The organism is Cupriavidus sp. F041, from assembly GCF_057814235.1.
Genome location: NZ_JBVASY010000002.1, coordinates 4,081,646 through 4,098,239 on the forward strand (window position 1 = coordinate 4,081,646; position 16,594 = coordinate 4,098,239).

The 16,594-nt window shown below is 63.7% G+C and carries 11 protein-coding genes and 1 tRNA gene; 7 read left to right on the forward strand and 5 right to left on the reverse strand.

All coding sequences use genetic code 11. The annotated features are described in order from the left end of the window. Nucleotides 1-708: 708 nt before the first annotated feature. From ACZY0R_RS36210 to ACZY0R_RS36220, 3 genes are read left to right on the forward strand one after another with little or no spacing between them, the layout of a single operon-like run. Nucleotides 709-3,369, forward strand: a complete 2,661-nt coding sequence (locus ACZY0R_RS36210) for a DDE-type integrase/transposase/recombinase (RefSeq protein WP_488865264.1) — start codon at nt 709-711, stop codon at nt 3,367-3,369. A 2-nt stretch (nt 3,370-3,371) separates the two neighbouring features. Next, entirely contained in the window at nt 3,372-4,418 is a 1,047-nt protein-coding gene (locus ACZY0R_RS36215) for an AAA family ATPase (RefSeq protein ID WP_488865265.1), read from the forward strand. A gap of 5 nt (nt 4,419-4,423) precedes the next feature. Then, the gene (locus ACZY0R_RS36220; RefSeq protein ID WP_488865267.1) at nt 4,424-5,764 is read left to right on the forward strand and encodes a TniQ family protein; all 1,341 of its coding nucleotides are present in this window, start codon (nt 4,424-4,426) and stop codon (nt 5,762-5,764) included. A 195-nt stretch (nt 5,765-5,959) separates the two neighbouring features. Here the strand turns inward: ACZY0R_RS36220 and ACZY0R_RS36225 are convergent. Continuing rightward, nucleotides 5,960-6,035 (reverse strand) — tRNA-Arg (locus tag ACZY0R_RS36225). 387 nt (nt 6,036-6,422) lie between these two features. On the opposite strand from ACZY0R_RS36225, the gene ACZY0R_RS36230 reads away from it, so the two are divergent. Continuing rightward, nucleotides 6,423-7,292: a c-type cytochrome gene (locus ACZY0R_RS36230; RefSeq protein ID WP_488865270.1), complete on the forward strand. Its 870-nt coding sequence runs from the start codon at nt 6,423-6,425 to the stop codon at nt 7,290-7,292. Between the two features lie 115 nt (nt 7,293-7,407). Here the strand turns inward: ACZY0R_RS36230 and hemN are convergent, their stop codons facing one another. Beyond that, nucleotides 7,408-8,841, reverse strand: a complete 1,434-nt coding sequence (hemN, locus tag ACZY0R_RS36235; RefSeq protein ID WP_488866379.1) for an oxygen-independent coproporphyrinogen III oxidase — start codon at nt 8,839-8,841, stop codon at nt 7,408-7,410. 396 nt (nt 8,842-9,237) lie between these two features. Between hemN and ACZY0R_RS36240 the strand changes: the two genes are divergently transcribed. Further along, the gene (locus tag ACZY0R_RS36240) at nt 9,238-10,389 is read left to right on the forward strand and encodes an ABC transporter substrate-binding protein (protein WP_488865272.1); all 1,152 of its coding nucleotides are present in this window, start codon (nt 9,238-9,240) and stop codon (nt 10,387-10,389) included. A 28-nt stretch (nt 10,390-10,417) separates the two neighbouring features. On the opposite strand, the gene ACZY0R_RS36245 is transcribed toward ACZY0R_RS36240, so the two are convergent. Together ACZY0R_RS36245 and ACZY0R_RS36250 are read right to left on the reverse strand one after the other, a co-directional pair. Beyond that, nucleotides 10,418-11,581 carry an ATP-binding protein gene (locus tag ACZY0R_RS36245; RefSeq protein ID WP_488865274.1) on the reverse strand — a complete coding sequence of 388 codons (1,164 nt, stop codon included), beginning with the start codon at nt 11,579-11,581 and terminating at the stop codon, nt 10,418-10,420. Further along, nucleotides 11,553-12,284, reverse strand: a complete 732-nt coding sequence (locus ACZY0R_RS36250; RefSeq protein WP_276290943.1) for a response regulator — start codon at nt 12,282-12,284, stop codon at nt 11,553-11,555. The genes ACZY0R_RS36245 and ACZY0R_RS36250 overlap by 29 nt, the downstream gene beginning before the upstream one ends. 398 nt (nt 12,285-12,682) lie before the next feature. Between ACZY0R_RS36250 and ACZY0R_RS36255 the strand changes: the two genes are divergently transcribed. Further along, nucleotides 12,683-13,315 carry a hypothetical protein gene (locus ACZY0R_RS36255; RefSeq protein WP_488865276.1) on the forward strand — a complete coding sequence of 211 codons (633 nt, stop codon included), beginning with the start codon at nt 12,683-12,685 and terminating at the stop codon, nt 13,313-13,315. After that, the gene (locus ACZY0R_RS36260) at nt 13,305-14,066 is read left to right on the forward strand and encodes a peptidase associated/transthyretin-like domain-containing protein (RefSeq protein WP_488865278.1); all 762 of its coding nucleotides are present in this window, start codon (nt 13,305-13,307) and stop codon (nt 14,064-14,066) included. Before ACZY0R_RS36255 ends, ACZY0R_RS36260 begins: the two co-directional genes overlap by 11 nt. 247 nt (nt 14,067-14,313) lie before the next feature. Here ACZY0R_RS36260 and ACZY0R_RS36265 read toward each other — a convergent pair whose 3' ends face one another. Further along, nucleotides 14,314-16,407: a UvrD-helicase domain-containing protein gene (locus ACZY0R_RS36265; protein WP_488865280.1), complete on the reverse strand. Its 2,094-nt coding sequence runs from the start codon at nt 16,405-16,407 to the stop codon at nt 14,314-14,316. Nucleotides 16,408-16,594 lie beyond the last annotated feature (187 nt).

Consider the following 16,594-nt stretch of genomic DNA (forward strand, 5'->3'; position numbering starts at 1 on the left):
GGGGCAGGACCAGTGCGACCTAGTCTTGCCCCCGAGGCATCTCTTGTGAGAGAAACCTGCGTGTTCGAGTACGCGCGCGTAATATCTCACAAAAGTATCTCGGTGTCAAGTGGACCTCGCTCGCCCTTACGGGACGGGCGCCAACGCAAGAACGACCGCCGTGAACCCATCTCCTCTCCCCCCCTCCGACAACTCGTTAGCTTCTCGCCAGCAGGCCTGCCGCTTTCGAAAATCAACTCAGCCGCATCGCTATAAGGCCGAGAGGCGCTGCCTATTTATCCGGCGTCACGCTCGGTAATTGGCAAGAGCTGCGGCAATCCTGAGACCCTTGTCACTGGATTGCTTGCCCATCAGAACATTGTTATTCGAGTGGTTTGTCCGTCCCGTGGAGCAATTGCTCACGGGAAAGACAGCGCTTTCCTTGGACCTTGCCGAAAGGTTCGCCACTCGGCTACAGCCATGGCCGCCCTGCGATGCAACAACGCGCCCGTATAGCCGTCGATTTGCGGCTCCAACTTGCCGTGAACGCAAATGCCCGTCTCACCGGCATCCCTTTCCGCTTGGCAGCACTTCAGTACTGCCTACTATCCACAGGGTCGCGCGATGCTGAACTCGACTGACCTAGCCGACCTGTTTGACAAACTCCACATACCGGATGCGGGCAGGGCGTACGTGCGGGAGGCGAGAAAGAGTGCTCCCGCGCGGCAAATGACGTCCTTCAATGGCAATGTCATTACGCGCTATCAAAGCGTGAAGATGCAGCGCTGGGTACCCACTGAGAGCCGCAGACCGGAATACGGAGCGGTCGTTCAATACGACTACGATGAGGAGACCCTCGAGTTTTATTGTCAGCCCCCGACTCGGACCATTCATTTGACGGTACGTCGAACCACGGTCGCGAACAACGCTGCTACCGCTTCTACGTATTCGACGCCGACACCGTGCACGCCTGACATTCTCAGAATCACCTCTTCTGGCATCCTCCTCGAGGAATGGAAAACCCCCAGCGAAATGGTCAGGTTGGGGGGGACGCACCCCCATCGCTACGTTCGCAGCGAGGATGGTTGGCGCTGCCCCGAGCGCGAGGAGTACTTTGCGCAGTTGGGACTTCACTATCGGATTCGAACGTCAGATGAACACAATCCTAGGCTCATTGAGAATGTCGAATTTCTAGCGGATTATCGCTCTAGCAATCCGCCGCCGATAAGCGACAGTGCAATAGCGGCACTCAAGAGCGTGTTCGCCTCAAGCGCTGTTCTGTCGCTCGCCGAACTTGCTAGCTTTGCAACATCAATAGGGGCAACGCTCAATGACACAGAGGCCCTATTCCTTAAGACGCCGGTAGCCGGCTTCAGCATGGACGACATATACAAAGCGGTCGCGGACCGTCTCGTGTTTGTTGACCTGACATATGACGATATCTCTGACCAGCATCAAACCGTCATCTGCGCGTCTCGTGAGCACCTGGATATGGTTAAGGCGATGCGGCCAGCGTCTCACCTTACTGAGGAGTCTCTTGACCGCAACATCACCATTGGAACCGAGCTGCGGTATGGCGACACAAAGCATACCGTCAAGATGCTCGGCAATGACCAGATAGTCATCGCTGACGATAACGGCAACGTCGTAGAGCTGCCAACATCACTGCTCAGCCGCATGGTTGAGCAGGAGCGCATTACGGTCATTAGTCCTGTTGTTCTCGGCGAACCCGTTTGGCATCGATGCGCTGCGCTATCCAAGCAGGATATTTTGGACGGAAAGGCGCGACTGGCCGCCGCTAGAGCCTCAGCACGGGGTCCTGTGTCCTCGCAATGGGCGCCACGCACACTCAGCCGCTTCCGTAAGGCAATGCGGGAAGCCGGGCCGTCAGATTGGGAACAAATATTAGCCCTCGCACCGAAAACCAAACGACGGGGCAGACGAGGCTGCCGTCTGTCAAAAGAGGTCCTCGAGGTCATTGCCAAGCTATCCGATGCTGACAACACTGCAACCAACCCGCTAACGTCAAATGCGTTCAATCGATTCGTTGAGATATGTCGACTGAGGGTGATTAAACCTTGCTCCCGTCGCTCTTTCTACAAAGCGTATGGCAGTAGGAAATCGACATTACGTCGTCTTGGCAGTCGTTACGCGTATAACGAAGACCCAGCTGTATGGTATTTGTATGCCGAAGAAAAGCTTCATGGTGGACGACCGTTTCAGTATGTCCATATGGACCATACGCAACTTGATGTCTATGTAACGCTACGAAGCAAGGGTGGCAAGCTTTATCGCAAGCGACCATGGCTGTCCATCGCAATAGACGCTGAATCTCGGTTGGTCATAGGCTTCTATTTAAGCATTCATGCACCAAGCGCCGTGAGTTGCATGATGCTATGCCGTGACATCGTACGACGATTCAAGCGTATGCCCTCGATGCTTATTTTGGACAATGGCAAGGAGTTTCACTCCAACGCGTTGGACTTATTGCTCGATGCAACCAACACTTCGAAGCGCCATCGCCCCCCCCATCAGTCTCGCTTCGGAGGGGTGTGCGAGAGATTATTCGGGACAACCAACACCGACCTCATTCACAACCTGGTAGGGAACACCAAAGCGTTGCAGAACGTTCGCAAACTCACACGGAGCGTCAATCCGATTAATGCAGATGCACCGACGTTCCCGCAACTACATGCCCTCCTCGACTACTACTTCATGGAGATATATGGTAAACGAATTCATCCTGCACATAACGATACTCCGCTTGCCTATATGGAACGTCGATTCCACGAGACAGGCTGGAGACTCAATCGACTGGTTGCCTATGACCAGCGGTTCCGCATCATCACATGCGTTCCTCCCGTCAAGGGAGAAAAACGCCGCGTCGATTCACAGCGTGGCGTAAAAATCGGCCACTTGTACTACTGGTGCAACGACTTTGCGGACAGACGACATCACAAGGAAGATTTCGAGGTCCGACTTGACCCGTGGAATGCCGCTATTGCGTTCGTCCGAATCGGCTCCGAGTGGGTTCAATGCATCTGCCGATTGTTTCAATATGCGAAGCGAATGACGCAAGTCGAGCTGCGCTATCTCATGGAGGAGTTGCGAGCAACTCTCAAGCTCGTTAATAGGCAAGTCACCGAAGAGGATATTCGTCGAGTTGTTGCGTTCAACAACCTGCCTCGTAACGCAAGCGCAGCCGCTCCTGACGAATTCGGAATTAATCGTGTGTACGACGATTTAGAAATGGGGGCCGTCGAAATTGGCGCACCGGACTGGCCCGTTGCAGGACCGGCCCAGGAGAGCGATGCAACAGTTCCACCGCCCCCCAAGGTGGTTCGTGATTTCGGGAACTGGACGCCCGGCGATATATATGAGGTTTTTTAGAAATGCAGCGAAATTACATAAGCAAGGAACAGGCCATTCGAGGCAGTGGTGAACTCAAAAACAAGTACATGAAGCAACAACGATTCCTGCATCCGAAAATGGCTGCAGTAAATCAAGCGGTAATGCGACTCCTAACTCCAGGCACTGGCGTTTCCATCACGGTGGTAGTGGGACCTACTGGTGTTGGCAAAACGACGCTCGCGCAGGCCGTAATGGATGAAATGTATGAAAGGTACGCACTGGAAATTAATGAGGACCCGAGTTGCATTCCGGCTGCGTACGTTGAGGTTCCCGCAGCCGTGGGCGGCGAATTGGACTGGCCGCTCTTTCATCGCAGATGCGGTATCGCGCTGCATGAGCCTCTTCTGGACGAACGAAGCTTCGACGGTCCGTCTGTGCCCGACGCGAGCGGCGCTCCCATCTTCAACAAGAGCCCTGGACTGCGTTACTCGTTTGAGCGTTCCGCTAGATTTCGCAAACTTCGACATCTGCTATTGGATGAATGCGGCCATTTCGTAGATTCCAAGGCGGACCCTCTTGATTACGGCAATTTCCTGAAATCGCTTGCCAATGGCGGCGGCATGAACCTACTCATGCTCGGCGCCTATGGCTCAGAACGAATTATCAACACTGCAGCTCAACTGGCTCGACGGGTGAACGTGGTCCACTTTCCGCGCTTCACCGAGGCGGATACAAAGGACTTCGGGAGGTTTGTGCACTCACTGCAACAGGCTGTGCCGCTGCCAATAACGCCGAATCTTATGCGGTTCGTGGCCGACCTGTTTGACGGCTGCTGTGGGCTGGGGGGATTGACCTGCGACACTGTAATGGCTGCGGTCCTGGAGGCCGCCGAGAATGACGGAGAGTGGAACGACAACTATCTTTGGAACGCAATGCCGAGCGAAGCAAAACGCGAGACGATTCTTGCTGACATCCTGCGAGGAGAAGAGGATATCAAACGCTACCTCTCCACCAGCAGCAAGCCCAAGTACGCCAAGGAAAGTGATATCCGAGCAAAGCTTGCTGATGAATTCAATGGGCGGGGCTAAGCCAAATGAGAGAGTTCAGTACGCTGGCCACGGCCCAACTCGATGTTGTTTCACTTTGGCCGAAGAGCCTTCGGTCGCGCTCTGCGCTTTGTGGCCTTGCCTTCGAGGGCTTTGACGGCTCGACTATCGAAGACCTGGTTAGTTACTACATGCGAGTCTGCGAAGTTCACTCACTTCAACCTGCGACCGTCGCGGGAAAGCTCGTTGCACCAATTATTGCGCGCAGAACCGGAGTGAAGGTAGAAGATGTGGCGGAAGCGTGGTGCGCGTCAGCGGTGAGGGGCAAAGGTAAAGCTGCGCAGGAATGGAGTTCCGCGCTGATTGAGCTGACCCAGAAAACGAATCTCACTATGCTCACGCTGCTCTCGCTTCGGCATATTCTCCCGGATGCACAGCTACTTGCGCCCAAACAACGCTTTTGCCCTCTTTGCTACGGAGATGACATTAGGCAAGGTCGGCCAATGTACAACCGCCTGCTCTGGAGTATCCGCGCCGTGATTGCGTGCCCGTTTCATCGAACATGCTTGATGGAGGGATGTCCGGACTGTCGGGCCAACTCAAAGACTACGCCCGGACGTCGATTCGTCCCTGGCGTCTGCAGCGATTGCGAAGTGGAATTCGCCACGCTGGCCGCCGAAGCAGCCTCATCTGACGAGGTCGATATAGCCACACGGGTGGGCGAATTCCTTGACCATGCGCGGTGGTTGGGCCGGTCAAATCCCGCTGATGGGGGAGTGTCGAGCTTTTTGCGGCACATTTGCCAGAGTGTCACGCAGGGGAACGCCAAAGCACTCGCGGATGCAATTGGAACAACGAAGACCAACCTGCACGGCTGGATGCACGGCCACATCAAGCCATCATTTCCCGCGATTGTCCGAATGGCGCAGACGTTCGATTGCTTAATCTCCGATGTACTCCTCGGAAATGAAGTCGTGCCGCGACTTGCAGTGAGGCAGGCCCCTCTCAGATTGCAATCCAAGAGGCTGCCGACCAAAAAGGTCGACAGGCACGAAGTCGGAGAAGCTTTGGAGGCAATGCTGCGAAGTGAACACTGTCCGACTCTTAGGGAAGCCGCCAGGGCAATGAACGTCTCAGATAAGTTTTTGAAAAGAAGCCATCCTGAGCTAGCTGCAAGACTCGTGTCACGTTGGCAACGCAGACGACGAAAAGCAGCAACCGAGCGCCGGCTAACAAAATACAAACAGTACCGGCAAGCGCACGAGGAATTGGTTGCGAAAGGGGTTCATCCTTCGCGGCGAAAAGTACTGGCCGTGCTGGAGTCAACTGGTGTGAGTTTTCGGCACAGTGAAGCGGCGGAAGCCTACCGCTTAGCAAGGGGCGTATAGCCCACAGAGGGGGCGGGGGGAAGTGCGGCGCTAGGCTGCCACTTCAGGTCTGCCCGCTCCCTATACGTCGCCTCCACGCGCCCCACCATATATTGTGTCGCATAACGCACTGCGCGGAACTATAACTTGGCATTTCTGCCATGTTTTGGGGTAACGACACAGCATTGCCGTGGCAGCAACTGCCAGGTGGAATCTTGGTGCGCCCGGCTGGGATCGAACCAGCAACCCCTGCCTTCGGAGGGCAGTACTCTATCCATTGAGCTACGGGCGCACAGGGTATGACGGGGTACTTCGCTGGCAGCGCGCGAGTGCCGCTGCCGGAAAGTCGCATAGGATACCGTGTTTGTTCGCGGACGTCCATGTCCGGCTCAATCAGGGTGGCGTGGCGACGTCTCTTCCAAGCCGCTTTTGCCTCATGCCATAGGCCTTTGAGGCTATAATCGCGAGTTATTTGTGCAAAAACGGGGCTGCGCAACGTCCACATCAGTTCGGTGGACAGAGGTGGCGCACCCTGTTGGCTGGCCCCGTTGGGGACAGTTGACGCCGGATAACAGTCCGATGCACGCAATTGGCCAGGGGGAATTGGCCACCGAGCAAGCGGCCACATAAGCAGCCGATCGCGAGCGGCCACAGGTTTCCTGCAAATTGAGAGTTGAGTATGAGCGACGTCCACAACGCACACGACGAACACGAGTCTCCCATCAAGACCCCCAAGCAGCTGATCGCTGTGGTGATTGCCGCCTTCCTGGTGCCAATCATCGTGATCATCCTGCTGGTCAATTTTGTCGGACACGGCGCCAAGGAAGGCGCGGGCTCCACCGCTACCGTGGAAGCCGTCAATGACCGCATCAAGCCGGTCGCCTCGCTCGAACTGAAGGATCCGAATGCAGCGCGCGTCTATAAGACGGGCGAACAGGTCTACAAGGAAGTCTGCGCCGCGTGCCACGCCACCGGTGCTGCCGGTGCGCCCAAGTACGGCACCGCCGGCGACTGGGCTCCGCGTATCGGCCAGGGCTTCACCGGCCTGCTGAACTCCGTGCTGCACGGCAAGGGCGCCATGCAAGCCCGCGCCGGCACCACCGCCGACGATTACAGCGACTACGAACTGGGCCGTGCCGTGGTCTACATGGCCGACGCCGGCGGTGCCAAGTTCCCGGAACCCGCAGCGCCCGCTGCCGCCGCTCCGGCTACCGCCGCTGCCTCGGATGCCGCCGCAGCAGCCCCGGCAGTTCCCGCTGCTGCAGCCGCACCGGCTGCTGCGCCGGCTGCTGCAGCAGCGCCGGCTTCCGCCGAAGTGGGTAAGAAGGTCTACGACCAGGTCTGCGCCGCCTGCCACGCCGCCGGTGTTGCCGGCGCGCCGAAGCTGGGCGACAAGGCTGCCTGGGCGCCGCGCCTGAAGGAAGGCATGGACGCCGTTCACGCCTTCGCCCTGAAGGGCAAGGGCGTGATGCCGCCGAAGGGCGGCTACGCCGGCCCGGACGCCGACGTGATCGCAGCGGTCGACTACATGGCCAACGCGTCGAAGTAACCGGCCGGAAATCATCCCGGGGCCACCACGGCGCAAGCGGTGGAACGGACCCGGAGAACAAAAAGCCCGCGGCGTGCCGCGGGCTTTTTGTTTGCCTGTGCCAGGCGTCAGTGGCTCAGACTACGCGCGAGTAGCGCAGCGGCGCCGGTAGCGGCGTACCTGCATCAGCGCTCGGGGTTCCCGCTGGTGCCACTGCCGGCATCGCGTCCGCAGCCCGCCGCGCGTCTTCGCGCAGGAAGCCGTCGAAGACCATCGCCAGCCGGCGCACCAGCAAGCGGCCCAGCGGGGTCACTTCGATCCGGCCGGGCTCGCATAGCACAAGGCCGTCCCCGGCGAGCCGCGCCAGGTCCGCCATCTCGCCAGCGAAGTGCGCGGCAAAGTCGATGCGATGCCGGGCTTCCACCGCTGCAATATCGAGCACGCCGTTGCACATCAACGCACCGATGACCTCACGCCGCAAGTGATCTTCATCGCGCATGGCGAAGCCGCGCATCACCGGCAGCACGCCGCCGTCGAGCACGCGGTAATAATCGTCCAGCGTGCGCGCGTTCTGTACATAGCGGCCCGCCACCGCGCCGATCGACGAGACGCCAAATCCAAGCTGGTCATAGCCGGCGTGGGTGGAATAGCCCTGAAAGTTGCGCTGCAGCCGGCCCTCGCGCTGGGCCACGGCGAGCGCGTCGTCCGGCAGCGCGAAGTGATCCATGCCGATGTAGACATAGCCCGCGGCGGTGAGCTGTTCGATGGTGCCGACCAGGATGTCGAGTTTTTCGGCGGGCGCCGGCAGCGCGCGCTCGTCGATGCGCCGTTGGGGCTTGAACACGTGCGGCAAGTGCGCATAGCTATACACGGAGAGCCGGTCCGGGCGCATCGCCAGCACTTGCTCCACGGTGGCGGCGAAGCGCGCCGTGGTCTGGTGCGGCAGGCCGTAGATCAGGTCCATGCTGACCGAGCGGAAGCCGAGCCGACGCGCGGCGTCGACCACTGTCCGGGTTTCGGCCTGCGATTGCACGCGGTGGATCGCTTGCTGCACCTCGGCATCGAAATCCTGCACGCCCAGGCTGATGCGGTTGAAGCCGAGTTCGGCCAGCAGCGCCATCTGCGCGTCGCCGATCCGGCGCGGGTCGATCTCGATGGAGTGCTCGCCCTCGGGCAGCAGGTTGAAATGCTGGTGCAAGGCATCCATCACGCGGCGCATCTCCGCCGGATCGAGGAAGGTCGGCGTACCGCCGCCCCAGTGCGATTGCACCACCTCGCGCCGCGTGCCGAGTTGTTGCGCCACCAGCGCCATCTCGCGCGCCAGGTAATCCACATAGCGGGCGCTGCGGCGATGGTCTTTGGTAATGATCTTGTTGCAGCCGCAGTAGTAGCAAATGTTCTCGCAAAACGGCACATGCACATAGAGCGACAAGGGCGGCTGCCGGCCGGCATCCACGCCGGCGCTGGCCGCGCATTCGGCTAGTGCCCGCCGGTAGTCCTGCTCGCCAAAGCCGCCATGGAAGCGGTCCGCCGTGGGGTAGGAGGTGTAGCGCGGGCCGTTGATGTCCATGCGGCCGGCCAGCGCGCGGAAGTCCGACAAGGCATGCCGGTCCGGTGCCGAGGCGGCGCGGCCCGGCTGCTTGCTCTTGCAGGCGGCGCCGCAATTGCCGGAGCAGGTGTTCGGCGGACTGGCAATGGAAACGGGGACGGTTGCGGTGGCGCGGGCGAGCTCAGCCATGGGGCGGCCTTCGTGGTGGATTGGATGGCTCATCGTAGTGGGGGCCGCCCCTGCGCGCGTTGACCGGCGTCAAGTCATGGCCCATGACACCAGGGCCCTTGGCGGGCCACCAGCGGCCAGGCGGTCACAAGCGTGCGCCGCGTCATGCCAGCGTCACCTGGACCGGGTAGGCTGCCCCGCGCTTGCCGGCTTTCCATCCACCCGGCTCAATCCGTCCCTTCGGCCCCCATGCACGCTTCTCCCCTGATTGCGCAGGCGCATTACGCGCCACAACTGCCGCGCCGCCGCCTGCTGGCTGCCCTCGGCAGCGCTATGCTGGCGCCCGCCACGTTGCTGGCGCAATCGCCCCCGCGACGCCCGCTGGTGATTGGCCACCTGGTGGATCGCGGCGGCGCGCAGGCCGATCTCGCACGCGACTACCTGGCCGGCGCCAAGGTCATGTTCGACGCGGCCAACGCCGGCGCGCGCGAGCCGCGCGTAGTGCACGTGGTGCGGGAAGTCGAAACCGATCCGCGCGCGGCCACCGCGCAGGCGCTGTCGCTGGTCGACGGCGAGCGCGCCGAACTCCTGTTCGGTCCCAGCGACGCCTTGTTGCCCGTGCTGGCCGCTTCGCCCGAGCTGGCCCGGCGCGGCGTGCAGATCGTCGCGCCCTTATCGGGGTTGTCGCTCGCGGCCGATCATGTCTGGTACACGCGGGCCGACTACCGCGCCGAACTGGATGCGGCGATTCACCAGTTGCGCAGCTACGGGCTCAAGCAGCTGGCGTTGGCCGTGGCACCGGATTTCGCTGCCGGAAGCCTGGCCGCCGGCACGCCGTGGCGGCGCCAGCTGGAGCAGGAGCCTGGCCTGCAAGCGCTGACGCTGGAAGCCGGCAAGGGCAACGACGGCGGCGCGGCGGCGGCGCGCATCGCCGCGGCGCGTCCGGCGGCGGTGATCGTGGCCGGCGACACGCTGGCCTACGGCAATCTCGGCCGTGCGCTGGCCGCGCGGGGGTGGTACGGCTTCCTGGTGGGCTTGTCCGCTGTCAACCCGCTGGCGGCGCGCGAGATCCTCGGCGCCGGCTATAACGGCGGCATCGTGCTGACGCAGATTGCGCCGGGTCCGCAGGACCTGACCCTGCGCGTGGTCAAGGAGCACGTGGGCCGGATGAAGCAGTTCCTGGACGAGCCCGCTTCACCCGGCACGCTGGCTGGCTACATCGGCGCGGCCTGGCTGGTGCGGACTGCGTTGTCCGCGCCGCGCGCCGCCACGCCGGCCGACCTGCGGCGTGCCCTGCAGGCCCGCGTCGACGTGGGCGATTTCGTGTTGGATTTCACGCGCGGCTCGCGCGGCTCGCAATACGTGCAGCTCGCGGCGATGGGCAGCGGAACGGCCCGCTGAACGGTCGCGGCCGCGCGCTAGCCGGCGCTCAGGCCCGCGGCAGCACGATCCGCACGCGCAGCCCGCCCTCCGGCCGGTTGGCCAGGCTCAGTTCGCCACCGTGGCGCGAGACGATATCCGCGGCGATCGACAGGCCCATGCCGACCCCGCCCGTCGCGCGGTTGCGCGAGGATTCGAGCCGGTAGAACGGCTCCAGCACGCGCGCCATTTCTTCCGGCGGAATGCCGGGGCCGTCGTCGCAGACGTCGATGACCACGCGCTCGGCGCTGTCGGCCAGCGCGATGCGTGCGCTTCCGCCGTAGCGGTGTGCGTTTTCCACCAGGTTGACCACGGCCCGGCGCAGTTCGGCCGGATAGGCCAGCAAGGGCTCCGCGCCGCCGGACAGGCTGACGTCCTGGCCAATCTCCGTGGCGTCGTCCACCACCGCCTGCAACAGGGCATGCACATCCACCCGCTGGCGCGGCGCGGCGGCGCCGTCGCGCTCGCGCAGGTAATACAGCGTGGCATCGATCAGCCCGTTCATCTCGGCGAGGTCCTGGCGCAGGCGATAGCGCACCTGGTTGTCGTCGACCCCTTCGATACGCAGGCTCATGCGCGTCAGCGGCGTGCGCAGGTCGTGGGACACCGCGGCCAGGAAACGCGATTGCTGCGCCAGCTGGGTGCGGATGCGCTGCTGCATATGGTTGAAGGCTTTGGCGGCGTCGCGGGCCTCGGCCGGGCCGCTGTCCTCGTCCAGCGGCGGCGCGTGCACGTCCTGGGCCAGCCGGCTGGCGCTGCTGGCAAGGCGCTGGACGGGCCTGGCCAGCAGGCGCGCTCCCACCCACGACGCAGCCACGATGGCGGCAAGCTGGAACAGCAGCCCCAGCCGGGGTGGGCCAAAGCCACGGCTGCCGCGCGGCCGGCGTGGCGGCGGCGGACCGCCTTCGCTGCTGCCCGTGCCCGCTTCGGCGCCGGACGGGGGGACTCCCCCGCGGCCCGGTTCGCCCGGCGGTGGGGGCGGAGGCTCGCCGCCGGGGACGAAAGTGAATCCGCTGTGCCCAGGGTGAGGAAAAATGCTCTCGATGACCGTGACGCCGAGCAGGTGGACGGCCAGCATGATCGCCGCCATCACCAGGAACAGGCGGATGAACATGGAGTCATGGCGGGCCACCCAGGCCGGGCGCTCAGCCTTCGACGGTGCCGGTAAAGACATAGCCTTCGCCTCGGACGGTACGGATCAGCGCCGGGTCGCGCGGGTCGTCGCGCAGCTTCTGGCGCAGGCGCGAGACCAGCAGGTCGATGCTGCGGTCGAAGACATCGAGATCGCGGCCACGCGCCTGGTTGATCAGCAGTTCGCGGTCGAGCACGCGGTTCGGGTGTTCGATAAAGGCCAGCAGCAGGCGGAACTCGGCATTGGACAAGGGCACCACGGTGTCCTCGCCGTCCACCAGTTGCCGCAGCGTGGTATTGAGGCGCCAGTGGCCGAATCGCAGCTCATGGCCGCCCACCGCCGGGGGGCGCTTCACGCCGCCGCCCCGGCTGCGGCGCAGTACGGTGTGGATGCGCGCCACCAGTTCGCGCATCTCGAAGGGCTTGGTGACGTAGTCGTCGGCGCCCACTTCCAGCCCGACCACGCGGTCGGCCAGTTCGGTGCGCGCGGTGAGCATGATCACCGGCAAGTCGCCGCGCTCGCGGATTTCGCGGCAAAGCGCCAGGCCGTTTTCGCCGGGCAGGGAGAGGTCGAGCACCACCAGGTCGTAGTCGCGCACGGCCAGCGCGGCGCGCATGGCGGCACCACCCTCCGCGCCATCGGCTTCGATGCCGAAGGTGGCCAGGTATTCGGCCAGCATGGAGCGGATCTGTGGATCGTCGTCGACGATCAGCAAGTGCAAGGGCGTAGCGGGGGAAAGATCCATCGGGTTTCGCAGGAGGCTATTGCGGCGGTTTGCAGCGGAGTTCGCGGCAGGTTTGCGTCGAATCGGGGGTGAATCGGGCTCGGCCGGGCAGCGGCCGCCGCCAGGGATTCACTCTACCAGCCCGGCGTTGCGCCCTGATAGGCGCGTTGTGGCCGCTTTGTATCAGGCGCGATACAAAGCCCGCCGCCCGGCGGCCCGCTTTGTACGGCATTGCTTCGGCGCGCTGACCAAGCCCTCAAGCAAACGCGGGCCTGGCTTTTTAAGATGGCATGTCGCCAACCCGCTGCTTTGCACCCGGCAGGCCCGCACAGGCGGCCCGGCGCCCCGCTATGCTTTAGCCATCCGCATGGTGTCGGCGGCCCGGGCCTCTCCCCCGCAAGAGTTCCACGGAGATTCCCATGACCCAGCCACAAGCCTTGTTACCCCGCTTGTTACCCTCAATCCGCGCCCTGCTATCGCTTGCCGCGCTGTGCGCAGTGTGCGCGCTGGCCTTGCCCGCCCATGCGCTGCAGACCGGCGCGCCGGCCACGGCCGGGCCTGGCCGGCCAGGCTCACCCGACGCGCTGCGTGACGCGCTGGCACTCACGCCGGCGCAGACCGCCCTCTGGCAAGCCGCCCGCGCCGCCGCGCGCGAGGCGCATGCGCATGCACTGGAACTGCGGGCGCGCTTTATCCGCGAGGAGGGACCGTCCGATGCCGCCGGCACGGCCAACGCGCCGGAGCCGTCGCTGCGCGCCCGGGCGGAGCGCGAAGACCGCCTGCACGACGCGCTCGACAAGGACCGCCGCACCGTGCGCGACCGCTGGATCGCCTTTGACGAAAGCCTGGATGCCGGCCAGCGCAAACGCCTGCGCGCCATGCCGGAAGCGGGCCGCTGGCCGTGGCCGGGCGGGATGCCTGGCCTCTTCGCCGGCGGCGCGATGCCCCCGCATAGGCCCGCGCCCATGCCCTGCGCCTTCGGCGCGGATGGCCCGGGCAACGTACCCGGTGCTGCGGGACCTCACCGACAAGGAGCACACGATGCGCAGTAAGCATGACTCCCCCGGCAGCCGCCGCCGCTTTCTCGGCGGTGTGCTGGGCGGCTCGCTCGGCGCGGGCCTGATCGGGCTGGCGGGCGATGCCGCCGCGCAGTCCACGCCGGCACTGACCGAGGGCCCTTTCTATATTGACCAGGCGCTGATGCGCAGCGATATCCGCGATGGCCGGCCGGGCCAGTTGCTTCGACTGCGGCTGGTCGTGGTGGATACCGACCGCGGCTGCGCGCCGGTGGCCGGCGCGCTGGCCAGCATCTGGCACTGCGATGCCGGCGGCAGCTATAGCGGCTATGACCAGGCCGGCATGCCGCCGCCCCCCGGTGCGCGGGGAGACCGTATACCACCGCCCGCGGGTGGCGCCGGGCCAGGGCGGGAAGAAGGCGGCATGCACGCTGCGCCCACCAGCGCCGCTCGTTTCCTGCGGGGCGTGCAACCCACCGGAGCCGATGGCAGTGCGCAGTTCCTGACGATCTACCCCGGCTGGTACGCGCCGCGCGCGGTGCATATCCATCTGAAGATCCATGTGGGCAAGGAGGAGGTGCTGACCTCCCAGATGTTCTTTGACGAGGAGGTGAACCGCGAAGTGCTCCTCGGCCACCCCGCTTATCGCGCTCGCGGCGCCTCGCCGTACCGGAACAGCCAGGACCCGATTGCCGGCGCGCATCCCGGCCTGGTGCGGGTGCGCCGCTTGCAGGATGCGGCCGGCACGCTGGAGGGTGAGTTCACGATAGGTATCGCGCGAACCTGAGGCAGCCCCGGTCCTGCCCATCAAAAAAACGCCCCCGGACACTCAAGTACGGAGGCGCGTAACAGGGAAGAAGTCGGGCATCACGGCCCGGCCACCCCGCTCCGAAGGGACGAAGCAGTGCGGCGCCCGGACCAGAACGACAGCCCAGGCACGATCAATGGTAATGAGGCATCAGGCCGGGGTCTTGTCCCGCTTGTAGGGCAATGTATCGGCTGTGTAGGTTCGGGCTTTGTACGTCCGGCGCCGGCTACGCTGCGGTCTTGCCGGGCGTGCCCAGCAACGCCTTGAGTCCGGCCAGGCGGTCTTTCGGACTCATGGCCGGGGTCTCGTCCTTGATCTCGGGCGCTTCCTCTAGCTTCATCTCGCCGATAAACCGCGAGGGCTGGCATGAGTAGGTGTCGCGCGCGCGCTTGCGCTTCTTGCACCAGCTGATATGCAGGCTGCGCTGGGCGCGGGTGATGCCCACATACATCAGCCGGCGCTCCTCTTCGATCTTCTCGTCGGTCATGTCCTCGTCTTCGCGGCAGTGCGGCAGGATGCCCTCTTCCACGCCGACCAGGAACACGTGCGGATACTCCAGCCCCTTGGAGGCGTGCAGCGTGGACAGGCGCACGGCGTCGGGATCTTCCTCGCGGCCTTCAAGCATGCTCATCAGCGCCACCGTCTGCGTCAGCTCCAGCAGGTTCTTGCCTTCATCGCCAAAGCCGTCGGCGGTGTCGAAGCCGGTGGCTTCGCCCTCACCCGTGGCCTCGGGCTTGGTGCCTTTGCGCTTGAGCCAGTCGAGGAATTCCAGCGTGTTGGTCCAGCGCGATTGCGCCTGGCGTTCGTCGAACGTGTCGTAGAGGTAGGCTTCGTAGTGGATGCCTTCCATCAGGTCGTCCAGCACTTCGGTAGCGGGGTCGCTGGCCGCGCGCCCGGCCAGCCGCACCATCGCCTCGCAGAACACGCGCAGCGGCTCCAGCTGGCGCGGCTGCAGCTTGCCCTCGATGCCGCCCATCATGGCCGCCTCGAACAGCGAGACCTTGGCCTGGCCGGCGAAGGTGCCCAGTACTTCCAGCGTGGTGTTGCCCACGCCACGTTTGGGCGTGGTGATCGCGCGGATGAAGGCGGGATCGTCATCCGGGTTGGCGATCAGGCGCAGGTAGGCGCAGATATCCTTGATCTCGGCCTTGTCGAAAAAGCTCTGCCCGCCCGACAGCACATAGGGAATGCGCTCGCGGCGCAGGATCTGCTCGAACAGGCGTGCCTGGTGGTTGCCGCGGTACAGGATGGCGTAGTCGCGGAACTGCGCGCGCCGCTCGAACTTGTGCGCCGACAGGCGGAACACCACGGATTCCGCCTCGTGCTCCTCATCGTTCATCGGGTTGATGGCGATGGGGTCGCCCATGCCGTGCTCGCTCCACAGCTTCTTGTCGAACAGCTTGGGATTGTTGGAGATGACCGAGTTGGCCGCTTCCAGGATGCGCACGGTGGAGCGGTAATTCTGCTCCAGCTTGACCACCTTCAGGTCGGGGAAATCGGTCTGCAGCAGCTTCAGGTTGTCCAGCGTGGCGCCGCGCCAGCCATAGATGGCCTGGTCGTCGTCGCCCACCGCGGTGAAGGCCGGCGCGCGCAGGTGCGAGCCGCCGGCGAGCTGCTTGAGCAACTGGTACTGGCAGGCGTTGGTGTCCTGGTACTCGTCCACCAGGAAGTAGCGCAGCCGGTTCTGCCAGCGCATGCGCACCTCTTCGTTGCGCGCGAACAGCTCGGCCGGCAGGCGGATCAGGTCGTCGAAATCCACCGCCTGGTAGGCGTGCAGCGTGGCCACGTAGTTGCGGTAGATCAGCGCCGCCTGATGATCGTCGGGATTCTCGGCCTGGGCGATGGCGGTCTCGGGATCGACCATGCCGTTCTTCCACAGCGAGATGGTGCTCTGCACGTTGCGGATCAGCTTCTTGTCGGTGCTGGCGAGCTGCTCCTGCACCATGCCGAAGCAATCGTCCGAATCCATGATGGAGAAGCGCGGCTTCAGGCCTACGTGTTCGGCCTCGGCGCGCAGGATCTGCACGCCCAGCGAGTGGAAGGTGCTGACGGTGATCTGCTTGATCGGAATCCGCTTGCCCTCGCGCGTGGTCTTGCCTTCCATCAGCTTGGCAATACGCTCCTGCATCTCCTTGGCGGCCTTGTTGGTAAAGGTCACCGCGGCGATGTGCTTGGGCTGGAAGCCCTTGTCCTCGATCAGGTGGGCGATCTTCTGCGTGATCACCCGGGTCTTGCCCGAACCGGCGCCGGCCAGGACGAGGCAGGGGCCGTCGAGATAGCGGACGGCTTCGGATTGGGCAGGATTGAGTCCGTGGGTCATGCGAGGCGGGGGTGACGGATGCGCAACGCGGCATGCGCGATTGCTGGGCGGAGGCTGGATGTTAACACGCGGCATTGGCCCCGCCCCAAGTAGGAAGTGGCCATCACGGAGCCGGTAACACTTCGTAAGCCCGGGAGCCGCGAACCTCCTGGCCCGTCTAATTTTTATGTCCGGCACGAGTATGCCC

Excerpts from the sequence above, each read along its gene's own strand:
- ACZY0R_RS36210 (WP_488865264.1), top strand. The coding sequence starts at position 709 with ATGACGTCCTTCAATGGCAATGTCATTACGCGCTATCAAAGCGTGAAG.
- ACZY0R_RS36250 (WP_276290943.1), bottom strand. The coding sequence starts at position 12,284 with ATGGATCTTTCCCCCGCTACGCCCTTGCACTTGCTGATCGTCGACGAC.
- hemN (WP_488866379.1), bottom strand. The coding sequence starts at position 8,841 with ATGGACATCAACGGCCCGCGCTACACCTCCTACCCCACGGCGGACCGC.
- ACZY0R_RS36265 (WP_488865280.1), bottom strand. The coding sequence starts at position 16,407 with ATGACCCACGGACTCAATCCTGCCCAATCCGAAGCCGTCCGCTATCTC.
- ACZY0R_RS36255 (WP_488865276.1), top strand. The coding sequence starts at position 12,683 with ATGACCCAGCCACAAGCCTTGTTACCCCGCTTGTTACCCTCAATCCGC.
- ACZY0R_RS36240 (WP_488865272.1), top strand. The coding sequence starts at position 9,238 with ATGCACGCTTCTCCCCTGATTGCGCAGGCGCATTACGCGCCACAACTG.
- ACZY0R_RS36215 (WP_488865265.1), top strand. The coding sequence starts at position 3,372 with ATGCAGCGAAATTACATAAGCAAGGAACAGGCCATTCGAGGCAGTGGT.
- ACZY0R_RS36260 (WP_488865278.1), top strand. The coding sequence starts at position 13,305 with ATGCGCAGTAAGCATGACTCCCCCGGCAGCCGCCGCCGCTTTCTCGGC.
- ACZY0R_RS36220 (WP_488865267.1), top strand. The coding sequence starts at position 4,424 with ATGAGAGAGTTCAGTACGCTGGCCACGGCCCAACTCGATGTTGTTTCA.
- ACZY0R_RS36245 (WP_488865274.1), bottom strand. The coding sequence starts at position 11,581 with ATGTCTTTACCGGCACCGTCGAAGGCTGAGCGCCCGGCCTGGGTGGCC.
- ACZY0R_RS36230 (WP_488865270.1), top strand. The coding sequence starts at position 6,423 with ATGAGCGACGTCCACAACGCACACGACGAACACGAGTCTCCCATCAAG.